At 71.4% G+C, this 21,533-nt stretch carries 24 protein-coding genes; 9 read left to right on the forward strand and 15 right to left on the reverse strand.

Going from position 1 to position 21,533, the window contains the following annotated elements:
* Positions 1-347: 347 nt before the first annotated feature.
* The 5 genes from ACFWBF_RS24900 (at position 348) to lnt (ending at position 4,418) form a co-directional block, all read left to right on the forward strand.
* A complete protein-coding gene (locus tag ACFWBF_RS24900) occupies positions 348-1,064 on the forward strand; it encodes a TVP38/TMEM64 family protein (protein ID WP_385605741.1) in 717 nt (238 codons plus the stop codon).
* 48 nt (positions 1,065-1,112) lie between these two features.
* Entirely contained in the window at positions 1,113-1,991 is an 879-nt protein-coding gene (locus ACFWBF_RS24905; protein ID WP_385605743.1) for an undecaprenyl-diphosphate phosphatase, read from the forward strand.
* Positions 1,992-2,111: 120 nt separating this feature from the next.
* Positions 2,112-2,288: a hypothetical protein gene (locus ACFWBF_RS24910; RefSeq protein ID WP_385226314.1), complete on the forward strand. Its 177-nt coding sequence runs from the start codon at positions 2,112-2,114 to the stop codon at positions 2,286-2,288.
* A 69-nt stretch (positions 2,289-2,357) separates the two neighbouring features.
* Positions 2,358-2,828, forward strand: a complete 471-nt coding sequence (locus ACFWBF_RS24915) for a nuclear transport factor 2 family protein (RefSeq protein ID WP_385605744.1) — start codon at positions 2,358-2,360, stop codon at positions 2,826-2,828.
* 54 nt (positions 2,829-2,882) lie between these two features.
* Positions 2,883-4,418: an apolipoprotein N-acyltransferase gene (gene lnt / locus ACFWBF_RS24920; protein WP_385605774.1), complete on the forward strand. Its 1,536-nt coding sequence runs from the start codon at positions 2,883-2,885 to the stop codon at positions 4,416-4,418.
* On the opposite strand, the gene ACFWBF_RS24925 is transcribed toward lnt, so the two are convergent.
* Positions 4,363-5,268 (reverse strand): Gfo/Idh/MocA family protein, encoded by a 906-nt coding sequence (locus ACFWBF_RS24925; protein ID WP_385605746.1) that lies wholly within the window; start codon positions 5,266-5,268, stop codon positions 4,363-4,365. The genes lnt and ACFWBF_RS24925 overlap by 56 nt on opposite strands.
* Before the next feature lie 82 nt (positions 5,269-5,350).
* Between ACFWBF_RS24925 and ACFWBF_RS24930 the strand changes: the two genes are divergently transcribed.
* Positions 5,351-5,875 carry a DinB family protein gene (locus tag ACFWBF_RS24930; RefSeq protein ID WP_385605748.1) on the forward strand — a complete coding sequence of 175 codons (525 nt, stop codon included), beginning with the start codon at positions 5,351-5,353 and terminating at the stop codon, positions 5,873-5,875.
* A 96-nt stretch (positions 5,876-5,971) separates the two neighbouring features.
* Complete coding sequence (locus ACFWBF_RS24935; RefSeq protein WP_385605749.1) at positions 5,972-6,541, forward strand: hypothetical protein; 570 nt, start codon at positions 5,972-5,974, stop codon at positions 6,539-6,541.
* Positions 6,542-6,594: 53 nt separating this feature from the next.
* Here the strand turns inward: ACFWBF_RS24935 and ACFWBF_RS24940 are convergent, their stop codons facing one another.
* The 8 genes from ACFWBF_RS24940 to ACFWBF_RS24975 all read right to left on the reverse strand — a co-directional run bounded on the left by ACFWBF_RS24940 (position 6,595) and on the right by ACFWBF_RS24975 (position 13,320).
* Positions 6,595-7,140: a hypothetical protein gene (locus ACFWBF_RS24940; protein ID WP_385605776.1), complete on the reverse strand. Its 546-nt coding sequence runs from the start codon at positions 7,138-7,140 to the stop codon at positions 6,595-6,597.
* 159 nt (positions 7,141-7,299) lie between these two features.
* Positions 7,300-7,968 (reverse strand): uracil-DNA glycosylase, encoded by a 669-nt coding sequence (locus tag ACFWBF_RS24945; RefSeq protein WP_385605778.1) that lies wholly within the window; start codon positions 7,966-7,968, stop codon positions 7,300-7,302.
* A 111-nt stretch (positions 7,969-8,079) separates the two neighbouring features.
* Positions 8,080-9,663 carry an ABC transporter substrate-binding protein gene (locus ACFWBF_RS24950; RefSeq protein ID WP_385605751.1) on the reverse strand — a complete coding sequence of 528 codons (1,584 nt, stop codon included), beginning with the start codon at positions 9,661-9,663 and terminating at the stop codon, positions 8,080-8,082.
* A 152-nt stretch (positions 9,664-9,815) separates the two neighbouring features.
* Entirely contained in the window at positions 9,816-10,616 is an 801-nt protein-coding gene (locus ACFWBF_RS24955; protein WP_385605753.1) for an SDR family oxidoreductase, read from the reverse strand.
* Positions 10,617-10,645: 29 nt separating this feature from the next.
* On the reverse strand, positions 10,646-11,407 hold the full coding sequence (gene fabG, locus ACFWBF_RS24960) for a 3-oxoacyl-ACP reductase FabG (RefSeq protein WP_385605755.1): 762 nt from the start codon (positions 11,405-11,407) through the stop codon (positions 10,646-10,648).
* A 123-nt stretch (positions 11,408-11,530) separates the two neighbouring features.
* Positions 11,531-11,914, reverse strand: coding sequence for a DUF3037 domain-containing protein (locus ACFWBF_RS24965; protein ID WP_385605757.1), 384 nt, complete (start codon positions 11,912-11,914; stop codon positions 11,531-11,533).
* Positions 11,911-12,750, reverse strand: a complete 840-nt coding sequence (locus ACFWBF_RS24970) for a HipA family kinase (RefSeq protein WP_385605758.1) — start codon at positions 12,748-12,750, stop codon at positions 11,911-11,913. Before ACFWBF_RS24970 ends, ACFWBF_RS24965 begins: the two co-directional genes overlap by 4 nt.
* Before the next feature lie 9 nt (positions 12,751-12,759).
* Positions 12,760-13,320 carry a hypothetical protein gene (locus ACFWBF_RS24975; protein WP_385605779.1) on the reverse strand — a complete coding sequence of 187 codons (561 nt, stop codon included), beginning with the start codon at positions 13,318-13,320 and terminating at the stop codon, positions 12,760-12,762.
* 802 nt (positions 13,321-14,122) lie between these two features.
* On the opposite strand from ACFWBF_RS24975, the gene ACFWBF_RS24980 reads away from it, so the two are divergent.
* Positions 14,123-15,007: a hypothetical protein gene (locus tag ACFWBF_RS24980; protein WP_385605759.1), complete on the forward strand. Its 885-nt coding sequence runs from the start codon at positions 14,123-14,125 to the stop codon at positions 15,005-15,007.
* 40 nt (positions 15,008-15,047) lie between these two features.
* Positions 15,048-16,052, forward strand: a complete 1,005-nt coding sequence (locus ACFWBF_RS24985) for a TauD/TfdA family dioxygenase (protein WP_385605761.1) — start codon at positions 15,048-15,050, stop codon at positions 16,050-16,052.
* Positions 16,053-16,349: 297 nt separating this feature from the next.
* Here the strand turns inward: ACFWBF_RS24985 and ACFWBF_RS24990 are convergent, their stop codons facing one another.
* The 6 genes from ACFWBF_RS24990 to ACFWBF_RS25015 form a co-directional block, all read right to left on the reverse strand.
* Positions 16,350-17,573: a beta-ketoacyl-[acyl-carrier-protein] synthase family protein gene (locus ACFWBF_RS24990; protein ID WP_385605762.1), complete on the reverse strand. Its 1,224-nt coding sequence runs from the start codon at positions 17,571-17,573 to the stop codon at positions 16,350-16,352.
* 100 nt (positions 17,574-17,673) lie between these two features.
* Entirely contained in the window at positions 17,674-18,204 is a 531-nt protein-coding gene (locus ACFWBF_RS24995) for a phosphopantetheine-binding protein (RefSeq protein WP_385605764.1), read from the reverse strand.
* Positions 18,201-19,604, reverse strand: a complete 1,404-nt coding sequence (locus ACFWBF_RS25000; RefSeq protein ID WP_385605766.1) for an FAD-dependent oxidoreductase — start codon at positions 19,602-19,604, stop codon at positions 18,201-18,203. The genes ACFWBF_RS24995 and ACFWBF_RS25000 overlap by 4 nt, the downstream gene beginning before the upstream one ends.
* Complete coding sequence (locus ACFWBF_RS25005; RefSeq protein WP_385605768.1) at positions 19,604-20,200, reverse strand: Dps family protein; 597 nt, start codon at positions 20,198-20,200, stop codon at positions 19,604-19,606. The genes ACFWBF_RS25000 and ACFWBF_RS25005 overlap by 1 nt, the downstream gene beginning before the upstream one ends.
* Before the next feature lie 86 nt (positions 20,201-20,286).
* Positions 20,287-20,808, reverse strand: coding sequence for a DoxX family membrane protein (locus ACFWBF_RS25010; protein WP_385605770.1), 522 nt, complete (start codon positions 20,806-20,808; stop codon positions 20,287-20,289).
* A gap of 5 nt (positions 20,809-20,813) precedes the next feature.
* The gene (locus tag ACFWBF_RS25015) at positions 20,814-21,476 is read right to left on the reverse strand and encodes a hydrolase (RefSeq protein ID WP_385605772.1); all 663 of its coding nucleotides are present in this window, start codon (positions 21,474-21,476) and stop codon (positions 20,814-20,816) included.
* Positions 21,477-21,533 lie beyond the last annotated feature (57 nt).

Below are 21,533 nucleotides of genomic sequence, written 5' to 3' on the forward strand. Positions count from 1 at the left end.
GGCGGGTGCCTCTGCGAGGACGGCAGCCTTCGGCGCGTCCGCGACTGCGGACGGCGCTGCGAGGAAGGCGTACCGGAACATGGGGCCGATCCTGCCGCAGTGGCCGCGGCCCGTCGAATGAATATCCGCGCGCCTACAGGTTCTTCAGCGCCTCGCGCACCGAGAGATCGCCTTGCGGATGAAGAAGTCCGGATGGGCCGCCTGCCGCCGGCGCGGGGTGTCCTTGGTCACCGCCCGGGACAGCCGCCGCAGCGGGTGCGGATCCCGACGAAGGGCGCCGCTCCCCGTTCGACAGCATGAGGCCCAGATTACGGCGCGGGGCCATCCGGGTCGGTTAGTCTCCCGGAATGTCCCTCCTCCTCGCGCCGTGGACCCGGCTGGCGCTGCTCGTCGTGCTGCTCGCGGCGGCCGGCGTCGGCGTGCTGCTGTACGAGCCCCAGCGCCTCCTGTCGGAGGGGTGGCCCCCGGGGCTCCCGATGGGCACGGCGGTGCTGCTCTTCGCCGCGACGTACGGACTGTGCACGGCGGCCTTCGTGCCCCGCCCGCTGCTGAACCTCGCCGCGGGGGCCGTCTTCGGCACCCAGTTCGGCCTGGCCGCGGCCGTCGGCGGGACCGTGCTGGGCGCGGGGATCTCCTTCGGGCTCGGCCGGATCATGGGCCAGGAGGCGCTGCGCCCGCTGCTGCGCGGCCGCTGGCTGAAGGCGGCGGACAGCCAGCTCAGCCGGCACGGGTTCCGCTCGATGCTCGCCGTCCGGATCTTCCCCGGTGTCCCCTTCGCGGCGGCCAACTACTGCGCCGCCGTTTCCCGCTGCGGCTGGCTCCCGTTCCTGCTCGCCACCGCGATCGGCACGGTTCCCAACACCGGCGCCTATGTGATCGCCGGCGCCAGCGCCTCCTCCCCCGGATCCCCGGCCTTCCTGGCCTCCTTCGGCTTCATCGCCGTCTCGGGAGTGGTCGCGGCGGCCGTCGCCTGGCGCAAGCGGGACCGGCTCGCGCCCGTGCTTCCCCGCGAACTGACGCCGTCGCACCCCCCTGTGGTCACGGCCGCACCACACGGGCCCTAGCATCGGACGCGAACTTCCCGACGATCACAAGGACGAGCACACCCCGACATGAGCTGGTTCGAATCCCTAATCCTCGGTCTCGTCCAAGGGCTCACGGAGTTCCTCCCGATCTCCTCCAGCGCCCACCTGCGGCTGACCGCGGCGTTCGCCGGCTGGCACGACCCGGGTGCGGCCTTCACCGCCATCACCCAGATCGGCACCGAGGCCGCCGTGTTGATCTACTTCCGCAAGGACATCGCGCGGATCATCTCCACGTGGTTCCGCTCGCTGTTCAAGAAGGCGCTGCGCTCGGAGCAGGACGCCAAGATGGGCTGGCTGGTGATCGTCGGCTCGATTCCGATCGGCGTCCTCGGCCTCGCCTTCAAGGACCAGATCGAGGGCCCGTTCCGCGACCTGCGGCTGATCGCCACCACCCTCATCGTGATGGGCGTCGTGCTGGGCATCGCCGACCGGCTCGCCGCACGCGACGAGGAGGGCGGCCGGCACCGCGCCATCCGCGAGCGCAAGACCCTCAGGGAACTGAGCGTCAAGGACGGTCTGATCTTCGGCCTCTGCCAGGCGATGGCCCTGATCCCCGGTGTCTCCCGCTCGGGTGCGACGATCTCCGGCGGTCTGCTGCTGGGCTTCACCCGTGAGGCGGCGGCCCGTTACTCCTTCCTCCTCGCCATCCCGGCCGTCCTGGCATCGGGCGCGTTCGAGATCAAGGACGTGGTCGAGGACCCGGGTCACATCTCCTGGGGGCCGACGATCTTCGCGACGGTCATCGCCTTCGTCGTGGGCTACGTCGTCATCGCCTGGTTCATGAAGTTCATCTCCAGCAAGAGCTTCATGCCGTTCGTGATCTACCGGATCGCGCTGGGCATCGCCCTCTTCATCCTGGTGGGAACGGACGTACTGAGCCCCCACGCGGGCGAGTCGGGCCAGTAGGGCGCCGGCGCTCACTGCTTCGCGTGAACCGCAGGCCGCCCGGGAACGTTCCCGGGCGGCCTGCGCGTCGTTGTCCCCGAGGAGACCTAGAGGGTGTAGGCAAGCAGCAGGGGGTGTCCCATGGGTCGAGTGGTGCTGGAGCGGTTTCCGGCCGGAAGTCCGAGGGGGAGCTGGCCCGCCGAGGAGTACGCGGCGCAGCGGATGCGCGAGGGTGTGCCGGCCGAGGTGGTGATGGACCTGGCCAGTGACGCGTTCCTCGTGGTCGTGCGCCAGCGGGAGGCGCTTTCCCGTCACTGATCACCCGTACGGAGATCCGGTGCGCGCACGCCCCTTGGCCTCCGGGTCCCGCAGCCCCACACTGACCCGATGACGCAGCGTGTGGACCTCGCGACCGTAATGGACCGGCTCGCGATCGACGAGGTGGTGACGGGGTACGCGGTGGCCGTGGACGACGGCGACTGGGCGGCCTACCGCGCCCTGTTCACGCCGGGCGGGCGGGCCGACTACAGCTCCGCCGGCGGGATCGAGGGTCCGGCCGGGGAGGTCGCGGACTGGCTCGCGGAGACCATGAAGCTCTTCCCGGTGCGTCAGCACCTCATCGTCAACCGGCTGGTCCGGCTGGCGGACCTGGGCGGCTCCCCCGGTGACTCGGCGGAGGTGCGGGCGGACTTCGTGAATCCGATGCGGCTGGCCGGGGAGGAGTCCGACGCCGCCGTGACCACGCCCAACTTCGTCGCCGCCGGGCGCTACGCCTTCGCCCTCGTCCGCACCCCCTACTCGGGCTGGCGGCTGTCCCGCGTCACGGTCCACGAGAAGTGGCGCCACCTGTCGGCCTGATGCCGGGTCGGCCCGGCTGTTCCACACTGGAAGCGGAGGCGCGTCTTGGTCCAGATGTCCGACCGGTGGTGTCGTGCGGCGGCCGCGGTCGCCGCCGGGGCACTGCCTTGCCTCGCCTTCCCCGCCCCCGCGCTCTGGTGGTTCGCGTACGTCGCCCTCGTGCCCTGGATGCTGCTGCTGAGGTCCGCCCCCACCGGGCGGCGCGCGGCGCTGGAGGGCTGGCTGGGCGGCGCCGGCTTCATCGTGGCCGTGCACCACTGGCTGCTGCCCAGCCTGCACGTGTTCCTGGTGCCGCTGGCGGCGCTGCTGGGCCTGCTGTGGATCCCCTGGGCGCTGCTGGTACGGGAGTTGCTCGGCGGGGCCCCGGCGGCGGGTCGGGCGACCGCCGCGCTGGTGCTCGTACCGGCGGGGTGGCTGCTGTCCGAACTGGCCCGGTCCTGGCAGGGGCTGGGCGGGCCGTGGGGGCTGCTCGGTGCCAGTCAGTGGCAGGTCCCGCCGGCGCTGCGGCTGGCTTCGGCGGGCGGGGTCTGGCTGGTGAGCCTGCTGGTCGTGGCGGTGAACTGCGCGCTGGTGCTGCTGATCGCGGTGCCGGGGGCGCGGGCCCCCGCGGTGGCCGGGGTGACGGGCTGCGCCGTGCTGACCGGGGTGGTGTGGCTGTGGACGCCCCGCCCGGAGGTGTCGGGCTCGCTGCGCGTGGCCGTCGTACAGCCGGGCATGGTGGCGGAGGGTCCCACGAGCGCGGAGCGGCGGTTCGCGACCGGGGAGCGGCTGACCCGGAACCTGGCCGGGCAGCGGGTCGACCTGGTGGTGTGGGGCGAGAGCAGCGTCGGCGAGGACCTGACGGCCCGCCCGGACCTGGCCGCCCGGCTGGCGGCCCTGTCGGCGCAGGTCGGGGCTCCGCTGCTGGTCAACGTGGACGCGCACCGCTCGGACCGGCCCGGCATCTACAAGTCGGCGGTGCTGGTCGGCCCCCAGGGGCTCACCGGCGACCGGTACGACAAGATGCGCCTGGTCCCGTTCGGGGAGTACATACCGGCCCGTGCCCTGCTCGGCTGGGCCACCTCGGTCGGCAAGGCGGCCGGCGAGGACCGCATGCGCGGCGCGGCCCCGGTGGTCATGGACCTGCCCGGGGGCGTCCGCGTCGGCCCGCAGGTGTGCTTCGAGTCGGCCTTCCCCGACATGAGCAGGCGACTCGCGCGCGAAGGCGCCGCCCTGCTCGTCGCCCAGTCGGCCACCTCCAGCTTCCAGGACAGCTGGGCACCCGCCCAGCACGCCTCGCTGGCCGCACTGCGCGCCGCCGAGACCGGCCGGCCCGTGGTGCACGCCACCCTCACCGGCATCAGCGAGGTGCACGGACCGTCCGGCGAGCGGATCGGCCCGGCCCTGCCCACCTCCGCGAGCACGGCGCAGGTCTACGAGGTGCCGCTCGCCCGCGGCACGACCGTCTACCTGCGCTTCGGGGACTGGCCGGTGGGCGCGGCGCTGGCCGCCCTGGCCGCGTACTGCTCGGTGCAGGGCGCCCGTTCGCCCGTACTCAGGAGGCCTGCTCCAGAGCCGAGCGCACCACCCGCTCGCACAGCTCGTGGGTGAGCAGCGCGTCCCGGGCGCTGATGGTCTTGCCCGCCGCCACGGATTCCAGGAAGGCGTCCACGACCTGCTCGATGCCGCGCTGGCGGGCGACCGGCACCCAGTCCCCGCGCCGCCGCACGGTGGGCTGGCCCCGGTGGTCGATGACCTCGGCGAGGTTGACGACCTGCCGCTTGGTGTCCTGCCCGGACACCTCGAGGATCTCCTCGGTGGAGCCGGACCGCCGGTTCATGATGCCGACGGCGGTGAAATCCGGGCCCGACATCTGGAGCGTCACCTGGTGCATGAGCCCCTCGCGCACCACGGCCCGTACGTCGATGTGGTCGGCCTCGCCGGGCAGCAGGAAGCGCAGGGTGTCGACGACGTGGATGAAGTCGTCCAGGACGAAGGTCCGCGGGTCCTCGGGCAGTCCGACGCGGTTCTTCTGCATGACGATCAGCTCGCGCGGGTGGTCGGCGCACTGCGCGTAGCCGGGCGCGTGGCGGCGGTTGAAGCCGACGGCGAGCGAGACCCCGCGCTCCTGCGCGAGCTCCACCAGCCTCTGCGAGTCCGCGAACTCGTAGGCGAGCGGCTTGTCCACGTACGTGGGCACGCCCGCCTCCAGCAGCCGTCCCACGATCTCGGGGTGGACGGCGGTCGGGGCGTGCACGAAGGCCGCGTCGAGCCCCTGCGCGAGCAGTGCGTCGAGATCGGTGTGCAGGCGCCCGGCCGGGATGTGGTGGAGGGCCCCTACCCGTTCCAGGGTGGCGGGGGTGCGGGTCTGCAGGTGCAGTTCCAGCCCCGGGCGTGTGGTGAGGACGGGCAGGTAAGCCTTCTGCGCGATGTCGCCGAGTCCGATACAGCCGACCTTCACCGGATCCTCCAGGTTGTTCCTCGTGGGACTTGCGCAGCCTAATCGCTGGTGGCGGCGCGTGCGTTCGACCAGGATGTGGACCATGACCATCAGTGCTGCATCCGACCGCAACGAACCCTCCACCACCGCGAACGAACGGGACATGCTCGACGGCTGGCTCGACTACCACCGCGCCACCCTCGTCTGGAAGTGCGAGGGACTCCAGGACGAGCAGCTTCGGCTGACCCCGCTCGCGCCCTCCGAGCTGAGCCTGCTGGGCCTGGTACGGCACATGGCGGAGGTGGAGCGCTACTGGTTCCGGGAGATCATGCTGGGCGAGGAGCTCCCCGAGCTGTACTGCACCGAGGAGGACCCGGACGGGGACTTCAACGTCACCGGCAAGGACACCTGGGCCCGGGCCGAGCAGGTGTGGCAGACCGAGGTCGAGCAGGCCAAGCAGGCTGCCGCGGGACGGTCCCTGGACCTGCTGTCGGACGCCGGGAGCCACCACCGCGGCGAGGAGTTCAGCCTGCGCTGGGTCTACACCCACATGATCGAGGAGTACGCCCGCCACAACGGCCACGCGGACCTGCTCCGCGAGCACATCGACGGCTCCACGGGCGACTGACCTTCCCGTCGGGCGGGCGAGCAGCCGTCACCCGTGCGGGGTGAATATCGGCTGCGGGTTTTCCCAACGGGGTCCTCGCCCAGCAGAGTTGCACGGGTGCATCCAACCCGAACCACTACGAAGCTGCTGCTCGGAGTCGCCTGTGCCGTCTCGGCTGTCTCCGGCTGTGTGAATGTGACCCCCGCGCCCATGCAGTCGGCGGCCGCCCCCGGCACCTCGGGTGCGCCGCCGCGGCACGGGCCGCGCGGCGGGCCGGGGGCCGCGGCGCCGGTGGTCGTCGAGGCGCCCGCCCTGGAGGCGCTGAAGGCACGTCCGGAGCGGTCCGCGCGGCCGGGCCCCTCGGCCGCGGCGGCCGCCCGCCGGTCCGCGTCGCAGGGCGCCACCGCGCACGGGGCGGTCCCGGAACCTGCGGACGCGGACCCTCCGGTCCCGGACATCCCTGAGCCGCAGCCTCCCGCCGGGCACGCCGGTCACGCCGGTCACCCCGACGGCCGGCCGGGGGGCCGCCGCCCGCACCGCCAGGGCCCGGACTCTGAGGTGCCGCGCGAGCTGGCGCGGGAGCTGCCGGTGCGGCCGGCCGACGTGTGCGCGCTGGGCCGCCGGCACGGGCGCTGGCACCCGGACAGCCCGGAGGCCCGCATCTGCGCGGGTGTCCACGGCGACTGAGGGCCTGCGCCCGCCGCCCCCGCGCCCGGAGAGTCACGGCCACGGCCACCGGCCTACGGGTACTGCTCCGGGAACGGCCGGGGCCCCTCGCCGGGTTCCGCGGCGAGCCGCCGCTCCAGCCGGGCGATGGCGGCCCGTACGCCGTTCCCGTACCCGTCGTCGCCCAGCGCGCCGGTGGCCGCCCGGGCCCGTGCCAGGTGCACCCGGGCGGCCTCGGGCCGCCGCAGTTTCACGTAGTCGGCGGCCAGGCTGAGGTGCAGCGACGGGTAGAAGACCCGTACGGCCTGGTCAGGCCCGTTGCGTACGCCGTCTCGGGCGCCCTCGCGGACATCCTCCGCCCGGGCGCCCTCGGCGAGCCCGTCGGCGGCGGTCAGGGCCCGCAGGTCCCACGCCAGCTCTTCGGCGGGGTCGTCCTGGGCGTCGGCCATGTAGTGCGCGAGCGTGCACCGGTGGAGGGAGTGTGCCTCCTCGCCGATCTCGGACCAGATCTCGCCGAGCCGGTTGCGGGCCTCCTCGCGGTCCCCTGCGTGCAGCAGGATGACCGCCTGGCCGATCCTGGTCATGACGGCGTCCTCAGACGCCTCCTGCTGCTCCGTCAACGGGGCCTCCGGCTTGCTCTGCCAGACCTGCCGCGGTCTGGTCGTCAAGACGCTAGTGCTGCGACCGGAAAGGTTCACCGGGGCGCGCCGCCCGGTGAACCTTTCCGGCCACAGCACCAGCCGGAGGCACCGGCAATGGCGCCGAGGCGCGGTGGGGCGTCAGCCCAGGTCCGGGATCCGCCAGTCGATCGGCTCATGGCCCTGTGCGGCGACGGCCTCGTTGATCTGCGTGAAGGGCTGGGAGCCGAAGAACTTCTTGGCCGACAGCGGGGAGGGGTGGGCCCCCTTGACGACCGCGTGCCGCTCCTCGTCGATCAGCGGGAGCTTCTTCTGGGCGTAGGCGCCCCAGAGCACGAAGACCGCCGGGTCGGGACGCTCGGCCACCGCGCGGATGACCGCGTCGGTGAACTTCTCCCAGCCCTTGCCCTTGTGCGAGTTGGGCTCGGCCTCGCGGACGGTGAGCACCGCATTGAGCAGCAGGACGCCCTGCCGCGCCCACGGCATCAGATAGCCGTTGTCCGGGATGGGCGTACCCAGCTCGGCCTGCATCTCCTTGTAGATGTTGCGCAGCGAGGGCGGGGTCTTGACCCCGGGCTGCACGGAGAAGCACAGGCCGTGACCCTGGCCGGCGCCGTGGTACGGGTCCTGGCCGAGGACCAGCACCTTCACCTGGTCGAAGGGCGTGGCCTCCAGGGCGGCGAAGACCTGCTCGCGGGGCGGGTAGACCGGCCCGTTCGCCCGCTCCTTCTCGACGAACTCGGTGAGTTCTTTGAAGTAGGGCTGCTCCAGCTCCCCGCCGAGGACGGGGAGCCAGGACTCGGGCAGCATCTGGGTCACGTCTACAACCTCCGGTACAAGTCGCGCAACTGCGTCGTGCAGCGCTTCAGAACCTACCGGGGGCCACTGACAACGCCCCACCCGAGTGTGCCGTCGCGGCGGCTACCAGCTGGTCTTGCGGTACAGCTCCCACATCTGCATGACCGTCTGCGGGTCGAGCGCCCGCTCGGCGCCCGCGATGTCCTCGCGCGCGGCGACGTACAGCTTGCCCTGCCACAGCGGCAGCAGCCGCACGTCCTGGGCGAAGATCTGCTGGGCCTCTTCGAACTCGTGGACGCCGGCCGACCGGTCGCTCTCACGGCGGGACTTGGGCAGCAGGGTGCTCAGGATCTCGGCGGGCTCGTAGGGGGTGCCGACCGCGTTTTCCTTGCCGACGAACGGCGCGATGAAGTTGTCCGGGTCCGGGAAGTCGGGGAACCAGCCGCGGCCGAAGACCGGGTACTCGCCGTTCTTGTAGCCCACCTGGAAGGCCTTCCAGGGCTGGCCGCGCAAGTTGATCTTGAAGAGCTCGCTCGCCTCCAGCTGCCGCTTGATCTCGGTGAACTCGTCGGCGGTGGAGGCGCCGTAGCGGTCGGTGGTGTACCAGAAGGTCAGCTCCACCGGCTGGGTGATCCCGGCGGCCTTGAGGATCTTCCTCGCCTTTTCGACGTCCGCTTGGCCGTACACGTCGTAGAAGGGCGTCTTGTGGCCGACGACCCCCTTGGGGACCATCGAGTACAGCGGCTCGGCGGTGCCCTGGTAGACCTTGGAGACGATCTCCCCGCGGTCGATGACCTGGGCGATGGCCTGGCGTACCGCGGGCTTGGCGACCTGCGGGTCCTTGGGGTTGAAGACCAGGTAGCGGATCTCCGCGCCGACGTTCTCGACGACCTGGACGCCCGCGTTGCGCGACGCGGGGGTCTGCAGGTCCTTGATCTGGACGGCGGAGAGGCCTCGGTAGGTCGCGTCGATCTCCTTGCCCTTGAGCGCCGAGATCATCTTCGCGGAGTCCGTGAAGTAACGGATGGTGACGCCGTCGTTGCGGCGGTTCGCGAAGCCGGTGTAGCTGCCGTTGCGGCTCAGGACGGCCTCGGCGCCCTCTTTGTAGGACTCGAGCACGTACGGGCCGGAGCCGGTGACCTTCCCGTCGTCGCGCAGCTTGTCGGCCGGGTAGTCCTTGGGCGCGACCAGCGAGGCGGCGGGCGATCCGAGGACGTAGGGGAAGGTGGCGTCCGAGGTCTTCAGGTGGAAGACGACCGTCAGCGGGTCCGGGGTCTCGATCTTGTCCAGGCTGCCGAAGAGGCCCTTGGGGCCGTTCTGGGAGTTGATCGTCCGGATCCGGTCGAGCGAGTGCTTGACCGCCTTGGCGTCGAGCGCCTCGCCGTCGGAAAACTTCAGCCCCTTGCGCAGGGTGCACCGGTAGGACTCGCTCGCGGCGTCCGTGAACTCGCAGCTCTGCGCGGCGTCCGGCTGGGGCTTGGTGGAGCCCGTGGGGAAGGCCAGCAGGGTCTGGTAGATGTTCCGGTACAGCTCCCAGGAGCCGTCCCAGGCGTCGGCGGGATCGAGGGTGGTCGGCGTGCTCGTCGTGCCGACGACGATCCGCTTCGCACCGTCGCCACTGTCGTCCGAGAGCAGTCCGCATCCGGCGAGCAGGGATATGGACGCAAGGGCCGCAGTGATCTGCAGGCATCTGGTCCGGTTGAACACGTGCACGCTCCTCGATCAGCCAGGGGTGCGGCAGACCCTACCGCAGTGCCCCACAAATCCAATGGGCAGGTTTCGTGGGGCACTTGACCGGTTCCGTGCGTATTCGGTATGCATTTGACCAGCTAACGGGGTCAAAAGCGTCCGACTATCGGTCAGTGCACTCCGGCATTGAGGAACATTCCTCCGTCAACGACCAGAGTTTGCCCTGTGATCCATTCCGCTTGTGCAGATGTAAGAAATGCGGCAGCCCCTCCGATGTCCTGCGGGACCCCGAGCCGGCCGAGCGGATAGGCCGCCGCGGCCTCCTGCTCGCGGCCCTCGTAGAGCGCCTGGGCGAACTGGGTCTTGACCACCGCGGGAGCGATCGCGTTGACCCGGACACCCGGTGCCATCTCATGGGCGAGCTGGAGGGTGAGGTTGACCATGGCGGCCTTGCTCATCCCGTACGCGCCGATGAAGGGCGAGGCGGAGATGCCGGCGATGGAGGCGATGTTCACGATCGCGCCGCCGTTGTCCTTCTGCCAGGCGTGCCAGGTCCGCTGCGCGAAACCGAGCGCCGAGATCACATTCGTCTCGAAGACCTTGCGCGCGACCCCGAGGTCCAGGTCCGCGATGGGACCGAAGACCGGATTGGTGCCGGCGTTGTTCACCAGGAAGTCCACCCGCCCGAAGGCCTCCATGGTGCGCTCCACCGCGACGGCCTGGTGGGCCTCGTCGTGCGCCTTGCCGGCCACGCCGATCACCCGGTCCGCGCCGAGCCGCTCGACGGCCTCCTTGAGCGCGTCCTCATTTCGCCCGGTGATGCAGAGCCGGTCGCCGCGGGCGACCAGCGCCTCGGCGATGCCGTAGCCGATGCCCCGGCTGGCGCCGGTGATCAGCGCGACCTTGCCGCTGTCGACTCCGGTGCCGGTGCCGGTGCCGGTGTTGATGCCGCTTTCCTTGCTGTCCGTCATGGCCGTACGTCCTGCCTCTCGCGAACTCGTCAGTTGAGCGGGCCGCCGGCCACGTACATGACCTGGCCGGAGACGAAGCCGGCGGCCTCGCCCGTGAAGAACGCGATGGCGTTGGCGATGTCGTCCGGGCGGCCGACGCGCTGCACCGGGATCTGGGTGGCGGCGGCGGCCTGGAAGTCCTCGAAGCCCATGCCGACGCGGGCGGCCGTCTGGGCCGTCATCTCGGTGACGATGAAGCCGGGGGCGACGGCGTTCGCGGTGACGCCGAACTTGCCGAGCTCGATGGCCAGGGTCTTCGTGAGGCCCTGCAGTCCGGCCTTGGCGGCGGAGTAGTTGGCCTGGCCGCGGTTGCCGAGGGCGGAGCTGCTGGAGAGGTTCACGATGCGGCCGAACTTGGCCTCCACCATGTACTTCTGGCAGGCCTTCGACATCAGGAACGCGCCGCGCAGGTGCACGTTCATGACCGTGTCCCAGTCGGTGTCGCTCATCTTGAAGAGAAGGTTGTCGCGCAGCACCCCGGCGTTGTTGACCAGGATGGTCGGGGCGCCGAGCTCGTTCGCCACGCGCTCGACGGCCGCCTCCACCTGCGCGCTGTCGGAGACGTCGCAGCCGACCGCGAGGGCCTTGCCGCCGGCCGCCGTGATCGCCTCCACGGTGTCCTTGCAGGCCGCCTCGTCGAGGTCGAGTACGGCGACCGCCCGGCCTTCGGCGGCCAGGCGCACGGCGGTGGCCGCGCCGATGCCCCGGGCCGCCCCGGTCACGATCGCGACGCGCTGCTCGGTGGTGGACATGCTGGATCTCCTCGCCTTGAGAAACGGCGGCCCAGAGGTGAGCAACCGCTTAGTAGCTTCAGCTGAGGAGACGCTAGGAGCCCTGGCACCCGGTGTCAACGGCTCCCCTGCCCCGCCTGGGGGTCAGCGGACCAACAGGTCCAGCAGTCGCTCCACCTCCGCGGCGGGATCGGCCGTCAGGCCGGTGTGCACGGGCCCCGGCTGGACCACCGTGCTGCGCGGCGCGATCAGCCACCGGAACCGGCGGCCGGGATCGTCTCCCGCCGCCTGCCCGGCCTGCTCACCGCCCGTGCACACGCCTTCCACCGCGCGCAGGGCTGCCCGCACGCCGGCCACATCGGCCTTCGGGTCCAGTGCGAGGAGCTTGGCCTCGTCCAGGTGGGTGCGCGCAGCCACGTAGGAGTGCGCACGGCAGTAGACGATCACGCCGGCGTTGAAACACTCGCCGCGTTCCATCCGGGGCACCACGCGCACCAGCGCGTACTCGAACACGTCCCGCTTGGTCACTCGCTGTCGCTCTTCTTCCGGTGGGGCTGGGGGGCGAGGCGCTCGGCGAGCCAGCCGGGCGGAGCCGAGCGGGGCTTCACCTCGGCCTCCATCGAGATCCTCTCGTGGATCGTGGCCGCGCGCGGCAGCAGCACGTCCACATAGGCGCGGCGCACCGCGTCGGTGGTCTCGAAGCCGGGCTCGTCGACCAGCCACTCGTCCGGGACGTCGGCGGCCACCTCCGTCAGCAGCTCCTCGGTGACCAGGGGCGCCAGCGCGTCGGCGGCGGCCGCGATGTCGGGGCCGACGGGGGCCAGGACGTGGTCGGAGGCGTTGTACGGCTTGGCCGCGGCGGCCTCGGCGGTGGGCCAGTTGTGGTGCCAGATCATGGTGGCGCCGTGGTCGATGAGCCAGAGGTCGCCGTGCCAGACCAGCATGTTGGGGTTGCGCCAGGACCGGTCGACGTTGTTGATCAGTGCGTCGAACCAGACCACCCGCCCCGCCTCGACGGGGTCCACCTCGTACGCGAGCGGGTCGAAGCCGATCGAGCCGGGCAGGTAGTCCATCCCGAGGTTCAGCCCGCCGCTCGCCTTGAGCAGCTCCTGGACCTCCTGGTCGGGCTCGCCGAGCCCGATCACCGGGTCGAGCTCCATCTGCACCAGCCGCGGGACCCGAAGTCCCAGCCGCTGGGCCAGGCGGCCGCAAATGACCTCGGCGACCAGGGTCTTGCGGCCCTGGCCGGCTCCGGTGAACTTCATGACGTAGGTACCGAGGTCGTCGGCCTCGACGATCCCCGGGAGCGAGCCGCCCTCACGCAGCGGCGTGACATAGCGGGTTGCGGTGACTTCTGTCAACATCTTCCAAGGCTACACGGCCCGCAACCCTGCACATCCAAGGCGCCCCCAGGGAATAACCCGCCCGTCCGAGCCCCGACCAGTCAACACGGCCGCAGCACGGTCCGCAATCAGTCCTGAGGAGAATCCGGGGAGTCTCAGCCGAAGGGCCATGGCGTCACCTCGGGGCCTGATCGCAAACGGCTGCGGCTCCTGCCGGATCCGCAGCGCCGCGGGGTGCGGCGCCCCGTCGCGCCGGTGCCGCTGATCAGGGCCTCCTCGGTCGTTGCCGACACCCGTCGTTCGCCGCTCTCGACCCTTCAGGGCATCGCCCTGGCATGCCCGGGCGGGCCTGACCGATCCGACTGGCGCCGATCCCGCCGGCGGCCACACCTGGCCCGCCGCCCACCCCTTGGCCGCGATGAGCGGCGACAGCCGGACGTCGACCAACTGCGCCTTCCCGGCGGCGTGTCGTCGCCCGTGCGGCTCGACGAACCCGACGACCACCTCGGCACCGGCCGCGGCAAGCCGCTGCCCCTCGTCCGGCATGGCGTACGTCTTTCCCACCCCCGGGGCGGCCCGAGGTAGATCCATCCGCAACCGTCCGCACACCACGATGAGCAGTTGGGCCCAGCCGAACAAGCGCGGGCGGACGAGTGCCGGCGCCGCCAGGGCAACATCCAGCCTCGGCTGAGCATCGCGACACCGGACGCGGGAAGGAAGCCACAGGTCAAAAGCCTGCTGGGCAGGAACCGGGCGCACCGGCGATGTGCATGACGTGCAGAGTGCGCGCTGCGTGCGAAGTCTTGATGCTCAGCCGTCGCACGACGCTCACACGGGACACAGAGGGCGTGGGGTCATGGCAGTGCGGTGCCGAGTAGGCGTACGCGGACGGAGGCAGGTCGACCGATTCTGCCATCGGGCTCTTCTCGGCGGTCTCCACTTCCCGCAACGTAGCCATGGCGGCAGCGCCACCTGTCGCTGGGTGTGGGGGCGCCAACCCGGCGGCTGTAGCGCATCCGCGCCCGCTCCGGCCAAGGCTTCTGCCCTCGCGTGTCAGACCGATACCGGCTTGCCGCTATTGACCTGGCTCCATTGCGCCGCCCAGGAATGGCGTAGATCAGCGTTTCGGGTGAAGTGTTCATGGCGAAGTACTTTGACTATGGGCTTACCACCGGTTGCCGGACATCCTGCTGTCGCTGTTTTTCGCCTGCCCCGAGGCGGGCGGCCCGCCCCGGCGCTGGGCCCGCGGGTCGATGTTGAGGCGGAGCGGACCACGCGCGTGCTGGCCGGGGTGGCGACCCATGCCGGACCTGTCGAGCGGGCCCTCGCGCTGCGGCACGCCGCCTCTGCTGCTGGTGAATTGGCAGCCGCGCTGTCGCATCAGGCTCCGGCCGTGGCCGGTGAGGCACTGCCGGCCGAGTCGACCAGCCAGTCCTTCTTCCGGGTCCGGGAGGAAGAGCTGTCCGATCAGCAGGCCGCCCTGCACGGCGTCCTGGTCATCCACCGCGCTCTTCAAGACCTCTGTGATGCTCCGTTGTCGGGCGGCGACCTGGCACTGGAGCTGGCCGGGATGCGTCAGGCGGTAGTCGACCTCACAGGCGCGACCGGGGGCACCGGCCGTGACTTCGACCCGCCCCTCGGCGTCCCAGAGCCTGGTACGGGGGCGTCGTTGGAGGAGGTGTGGAGCGCTCGGTGGCTCATCGGTCACCAGGTCCACGTCTTGTTCAATGTCTGCGCCGCGGTCGCCGTGGCCGACGCCGCCGGCCATCTGCGGCACGGCGACAGCGACGCCACACTGCTACGGCTGGCAGACGCGACGGTGTACGTGCGGGGTTTCCCCGCGGCCATGACCCACGCCAGTACGGTCCCGGCCGATTACTACATGGCGGCGATACGCCGGACCATGGCGCCTCCGTCGGTGGACGTCCCGTTGAGCGGGCGCCAGCACCGCGGATACAAACTGTTCCGGGCAGCGATGAGAGACCTGCTGTCCGTGGTTCCCGACACCTACGAGCACCTGGCGGCCCGCGCCCCGGAACTGGCCGACGCGCGGGGCGCCCTCCTCGAAGCCGACATCGTCGATGGAGAACGACACGTCACCCTCGCGTACTCGATGGTGCACCTGGATCGGTCCATCGCGCAGAAACCTGAAGGGCCCGACAACGCCGTCGCCGAACTGCGGCTCATGCGGCATCGACGCGCTGCCCAGTACGCCTCCCTGATCCGGTTCGGGGACCACTACATCGCCGACGCCGTGGCCGGCCTGCGTCACACATGAGCCCGCGCGTGCGCCGCCCCATCCCCAGCAGGAGACTTCGATGGCCGAGACGACGCCCGACACCACCCACCGCAGCGGCCTCGGCCGGGAGCTTGAACGGGCGGATACCGACGCGTGCGAGCGAGTGGCCCGCACCCTGTGCACCGGCGGGAACGACCAGGTCGACAGCCCCGAGTGGGTGGCAAGGGCCCGGGACGCCTGGGAGGACCTTCCGCTACGTCTGCGCCGCGAGGTCCGCCGGTTTCGAAGGCACTCCGGCCCGATGGGTACCTTGGTGATCGGCGGCATGCCCGTCGATCAGGCGGCCCTGCCCCCGACACCGACCGTACCCGGCTCGGTCCAACGCAAGGCCACCGTCCCGGCCGCGGTGCTCACCATGGTGGCCTGCGGACTCGGGGAGCCTCTCGCCTACCTGGCTGAGAAGTCCGGCGCCCTCGTGCAGGACGTGGTACCCGTGCCCGGGCAGGAGACCTTCCACGGCAACGCAGGATCGGTTCCGCTGTCCTTCCACACCGAGAACGGCTTCCACCCCCACCCACCCGACTATGTGGTCTTCCTGTGCGTGCGCGCCGACCACGACCGGATCGCCGGCATGCGCATCGCCGGCATCCGCCAAGCACTGACTCTCCTCACCCCGGCCAGCCGCCAGGCCCTGTTCACACCGGAGTTCACCACCACCCCACCGCCCTCTTTCAGCCCCGACGCCGCCACGAGCAACGCAGATGCCGAGCCGCGACCGGTGCTCTCCGGAGCAGCGGAGGACCCCGACATACGCATGGCCCAACTCGTCACCACCCCGCTCACCCCCCGGGCGGCCGCAGCTCTGAGCGAATTCGGCCGCGCCTGCGAGGCGAGTGCCAGCACCCTGCGCCTGACACCCGGCGACCTGGTCGTCATCGACAACCGCGTCACCGTCCACGGACGCACCGCCTTCCACCCCCGCTACGACGGAGCAGACCGCTGGCTACAACGCACCTACGTCACCACCGACCTGCGCCGCTCCCGCGACCACCGCCCCCACGACGGCCACATACTCACCCGGTGACCCATCCACCGGAAGCACAAGTCCCCAGGGACCTCGACCCGCGCGAGGGCATCCCCCATGCCACGACGGAGGCGCTCAAAGCCGCAGCCGAAGGCGCGCCGCTCCCTCCCCAGCAGGGCGGAACCGGCGCCCCCTGACAAAGCGGCCTCAGTGGCCGGCCTCTCCCCGGACCACCCGCCGTGGCCGGAGGTGAACCGGGGCCGCGTCGTGGCGGGGTAGGCCGCCCTCGCCCGGACGTTGCGAAACCCCCACCTCACACGGGGGGGTGAGGCGGTGCGTGGCCCGGGGCGCGCCCTCCTATGAGGTGCGGAAGGCGAGGACGACGTTGTGGCCGCCGAACCCGAAGGAGTTGCTGAGCGCCGCGGCCACGCGCTGCCTGACTGCGGTCTTGGTGACGAGGTTGAGGTCGATGTCCGGGTCCGGGGTGGTGAGGTTGGCGGTGGGCGGGATCAGAGAGTGCTGGATGCTCAGCACGGTGAGGGCGGCTTCGACGGCGCCGGTGGCGCCGAGGGAGTGGCCCAGGACGCCCTTGGTGGAGGTCACCTGGGGTCCGTGGGGCAGGACGGCGCGCAGGGTGTGTGCTTCGACGGCGTCGTTGAGGCGGGTCGAGGTGCCGTGCGCGTTGACGTAGCCGATGTCGCTTCCGCTCATTCCCGCGTCGGTGAGGGCGGTGAGCATGGCCTGCTTGATGCCGCGGCCCTCGGGGTGGGGCGTCGTGGGGTGGTAGGCGTCGGTGGTGGAGCCGCAGCCGGCGAGCAGGGCCCGCGGACGGTGCCCGCGGGTGACCGCGTCCTTGGCGCGTTCGAGGATGAGGATGGCTGCGGCCTCGCCGAGCACGAACCCGTCGCGTGCCTGGTCGAAGGGCCGCGATGCGGACGCGGGATCGTCGCAGCGGACGGAGAGGGCGCCGAGCTGCGCGAGACCGGTCACGATCAGCGGCGTGTTGCACGCTTCGGTGCCGCCGGCGATGACGACATCGCACTGCCCGGAGGTGAGCAGGTCGCGGGCGATCACGATGGCGGTCGCGCCGGAAGCGCAGGCGGTTCCGGTGGCCAGGCTCGGACCCTGGGCGCCGCACGCGAGGGCGACCTCTCCCGCGGGGGTGCTGGGCCCGATCATCGGCAGCAGCAGGGGTGAGACCCGCCGGGGCCCGAACTCCTGTAGACGCCTGCCTTGGGTTTCCCAGGTGTGAGAGGCGCCCACCCCGCACCCGATGACGACTCCTACACGCGCACCGTCCCAGGTGTCGGGGTCCAGCCCCGCGTTGCGCAGGGCTTCTTTGGCGGCGATGACGGCGAGTTGGCTGGAGCGGTCCAAGCGGTGCGCGGTGCGGCGTCCCAGTACATCGGCGGCGTCCAGGGGAGGCAGGGAGCAGCAGAAATCGACCGGCAGACCGGCGAGCTGCGCGCTGGTGGCGGCCGTCGGCTTACCGTCCAAGACTCCTTCCCAGGTGGCCTCCACGCCGATCCCGGCAGGAGTGAGCATGCCGAGGCCGGTGACGGCGATGGCGGGGCCGTTCATCACCCGCCACCTTCACGCGCAGCCGGGCGTGGAACAGCGATGGCTTTGTTCACGTCGGCCGTCACCGCCCGGCGGCTTCGGGTTTGCGTGGTGTCACGGTCTACGCCTGCTGTGGCTGGGCGGCGGGGGTGGGCTGCTGTGCGGCCTCGGCCAGGGTGGTGTCCAGGGTCATGCCGTCCGCGCGGGTGCCGGATTTTTCGGCTGCCATGACGGCCAACTCGGTCAGGGACAGGGAGTCCATGTCCAGCTGGCGGAAGGTGGTCTGCGCGGTGACGTGCGAGGTGTCGATGCCGATCTCGAACAGCATCGCGACGAGCCTGTCGTACATACGGTCTCCATGGCGGAAGGAAAGGGTGGTAGGCGCTTGGCCCGCGGCGGGTGCGGCGGTACGGGTGGTGATGTGGGCGGCGAGCGCATCGATGCTGGGGTGGCGCCTCATGTCGGCGATGGGCAGTGTCACGCCGTACCTTGCTTCGAGGTCGGCTGTGATGATCACTTCTTCCATCGAGGTGACGCCGAGTGCGTCCAGGGGCGTCTGCGGGTCGATGTCCTGGGTGGCGACTTCCAGGAGCGCGGCGAGGTGACCTGTCAGCCAGTGGCGGATCTCCACCGGGGTGGGGGGCTGGCTCACGTGACCTCGTTCCGGGGCGTGGCGTCTGTGGCGTTCACCGTTGAGAGGTAGTGCTGGCGGCAGTCACCGCGCCGGAGTTTGCCGCTGGTGGTACGCGGTAGCGTGCCGCGCCGGGCCGCGACCACGTCGTGGGGACGCACGCCGTGGCGTTCGGCGACCGCCGTCTGGACCCGGCGGCGCAGGCCGATGTCCTCGGCGACGCCGGGACCGGCGGCGAGTTCGACCATGACGATCAGACGGTCGCCTTCGGCGTCGGTGCCGGGTACGGCGAAGGCGGCCACGCCGCCGGGTACGGCTTCACCGATGGCGCGGCGGACGGTGTCCTCGATATCGCTCGGGGCGTGGTTGGCGCCGTGGATGATGACGACGTCCTTCAGCCGGCCCAGCACGAACACCTCCTCTTCGTGCAGGAACCCGTGGTCGCCGGTGCGCATCCAGCCGTCCTGGCTGCCGTCCGCGGTCTTGAGGGTGCATTCGAACGACTCGGCGGAGCGCCCGGGCCGGCGCCAGTAGCCGGCCGCGATGTTGGGGCCGCGGAGCCAGAGCTCTCCGACCTGTCCGGGTTCCTGCTCGACGCCGCGCGGGCTGCGGCCGGTGGCGGCAAGTACTTCGTCGCAGACGAGGGTGGCGCCGTCGTCGGTCTCCACGGTCACGGTACGGGTGGTCTCGTCACGGGCGGCCCGGGTGGCCGAGACCCCGAAGCGGATCGTGACGCCCAGGCCGGTGAGCCCACGGGTGACCTCTTCGCCGGCGCACGGCTCCCAGCCGGTCAGCAGGGCCTGGTCGCGGACGAGCAGGGTGACGGAGGAGCCGAGCGAGCGCCACGCGGTGGCCATCTCGCAGGCCACCACTCCCCCGCCGATGACGACGAGCCTCTCGGGCACCGCATCGGCCGTGGTGGCCTGCCGGTTGGTCCACACACCGATCCGGTCGAGTCCTTCGACCGGCGGCAGCGCGGGTTCCGTGCCGGGGCTGAGGACGACCGCGAGCCGGGCCCGAAGGGTGTGGACCGCACCGTCGGCTCGGGTCACCTCCACCCGGCGCTCTCCGGCGAGCCGGCCGTGCCCTCGTGCGAGAGGTATGCCGGCGCCGTTCAGCCAGCCGGCCTGACCGGTGTCGTCACCGCGGCCGGTGAACCGGTCGCGGCGGGCCAGGACCTGCGCCGGGTCGAGCGCCGCGGTCACCGCCTGCCGGGCCCCGTCGACCGACCGTGCGGCCTCCCGGGCCGCGCCGGGCCGCAGCAGGGCCTTGCTCGGCACGCACGCACGGTAGGAGCATTCGCCGCCGACCATCTCGGCCTCCACGACGACGGCCGTCAGCCCTGACCGCACGACCCGGTCGGCGGCGACCTCGCCGCCCGGCCCGCCACCGATCACGACGACGTCGTACGCGTCCTCCATCAGCCGTGCACCAGCGGGGTGTCCACGAGGTGCTCGGCCAGGAACCACACCTGCGCCTCGCCGGAACGGATGACGTCGGAGACGAGCAGGTCGGTGCTGCCCTCGTCGCCCTCGGCCGCGATCCGGGCGGCGGCGTCCCGCGCGTCGATCAGGATCCGCTCGTGTGCGTCGAGGAGCCGCGACAGCATGACGGGGACCGGCTCCACACCGTCCGGCGGCCGGGGAATCGCGGTCAGCTCCGCGACGTGGCGCGGGTCTGCGACCGCGACGCCGCCGAGGCTCTGGATCCGCTCGGCCAGCACGTCCACGACGGCCAGTTGGGCCTCCGCGTGCTTGTCCAGCATGAGGTGGAGCGAGTAGAAGGTCGCCCCGCGCATGAGCCAGTGGTGCTTCTTGTAGAGGGAGTACAGGATCTGCGTGTCGGCGAGTACGCGGTTCAGCCGCTGGCACGCGTACATGCGGGTGTCGTGGCCGAGGCCGATCGGCAGCTGCTTGAGCGTGCCGAACGCCTGGGTCTCGGCGCCCTTCTGGTGCAGCAGCGGCTGGCCGCCGTCGATCGGAGGTGCGGTGGGTGATGCGGTGATCGCGGTTTCCATCAGGTGCTCCTGGTCGGATGGGTGGGAGGGTCCGGCCGCCCGGGAGGGGGCGTAGGGCGGCCGGACCCGGTCAGCGGGGCGTGCGGTCAGCGCACGCCGTGGGTGGCGGTCTGCGAAGCCGCCGGGGCCGTCCGGTGCAGGACGAGCCGGGTCAGCAGCCCGCTGCCGAGACCGGCCACGAGCGCGAGGGCCGCCCACCACAGCGGGTACGGCGTGAGGCCGAGGGCCGCGTCGAGGGACCGGGCGCCGGGGCCGGTGGCGGCGAGGGCGGCGGCGGTCCCGATGAGGACGAGCGGATACTCGTATCCGTCGTTCTGCACCCAGAGGCCGTTGTGCCACTTCACGGTGAGCGCGACCGTCATGACCCCGATGACCCCGGTAGCGGCGAGCGGGGTCAGGAGGCCGGCGGCGAGCAGCAGGCCCGATCCGATCTGGCCACCGCCCGCCGTCAGGGCGGTGAGGGCTCCGCCCCGGAAGCCGTCGGCGCGGAACTCCTCCGTGCCGCCGTCGAGCCCCCTGCCGCCCAGGTGCGAGCTGATCTTCTGCACCCCATGGCCGGCGACGAGCAGGCCCATCAGCAGACGCAGGATCAGAAGGCCGGTGTCCAAGGAGGTCAGCCGGCCGCGTGCGCGCCGATGACGCTCTGCGCGTACACGACACCCAGGCCGTACGCGCCCGCGTGGGCCTTGACGATCTCCATGACCGCGCCGTACGTCTCCTGACGCGCCCAGTCGCGCTGCAGCTCCAGGAGCACCTGCACCCAGGTCACCGGCACCGCGCCGGCGGCGATCATCCGCTGGAGGGCGTGCTCGTGGGCGGCCGGGCTGACGCCGCCGGAGGCGTCGGAGACGACGAACACCTCGTATCCCTGCTCAAGGGCGGAGAGCGCGGGCAGCACGAGGCAGACCTCGGTCCACAGGCCGGAAAGGATGATCTTCTTGCGGCCGGTCGCCTTGACCGCCGCCACGAGCGCCTCGTCCTCCCAGGCGTTCATGGTCGTACGGTCGATGACCTCGTGTTCGGGGAAGACCTCGGCGAGCTGTGGCAGCAGGGGCCCGGAGAACGACTCGGCGGCGACCGTGGTCAGGACGGCCGGCACATCGAAGGCCTGAGCCGCCTTGGCGAGACCCACCGTGCTGTTGATGATCGCGGCGCGGTCACCGCTTCCGGTGCCGAAGAACATCTGCGGCTGGTGGTCCACGAAGAGCATGACGGCGTTGTCGGGCGTCAGGAGGTCCGCGCTCGGGCCGGCCTGGACCTTGGTGATGTCGAACATGGGGGGTCCTTACGTTGTTGGTGGGTTGATTCCGGTCACTCGTAGGATCGGGAGACC

The sequence above is a fragment of the Streptomyces sp. NPDC060028 genome (assembly GCF_042736725.1).
Lineage (GTDB): Bacteria > Actinomycetota > Actinomycetes > Streptomycetales > Streptomycetaceae > Streptomyces.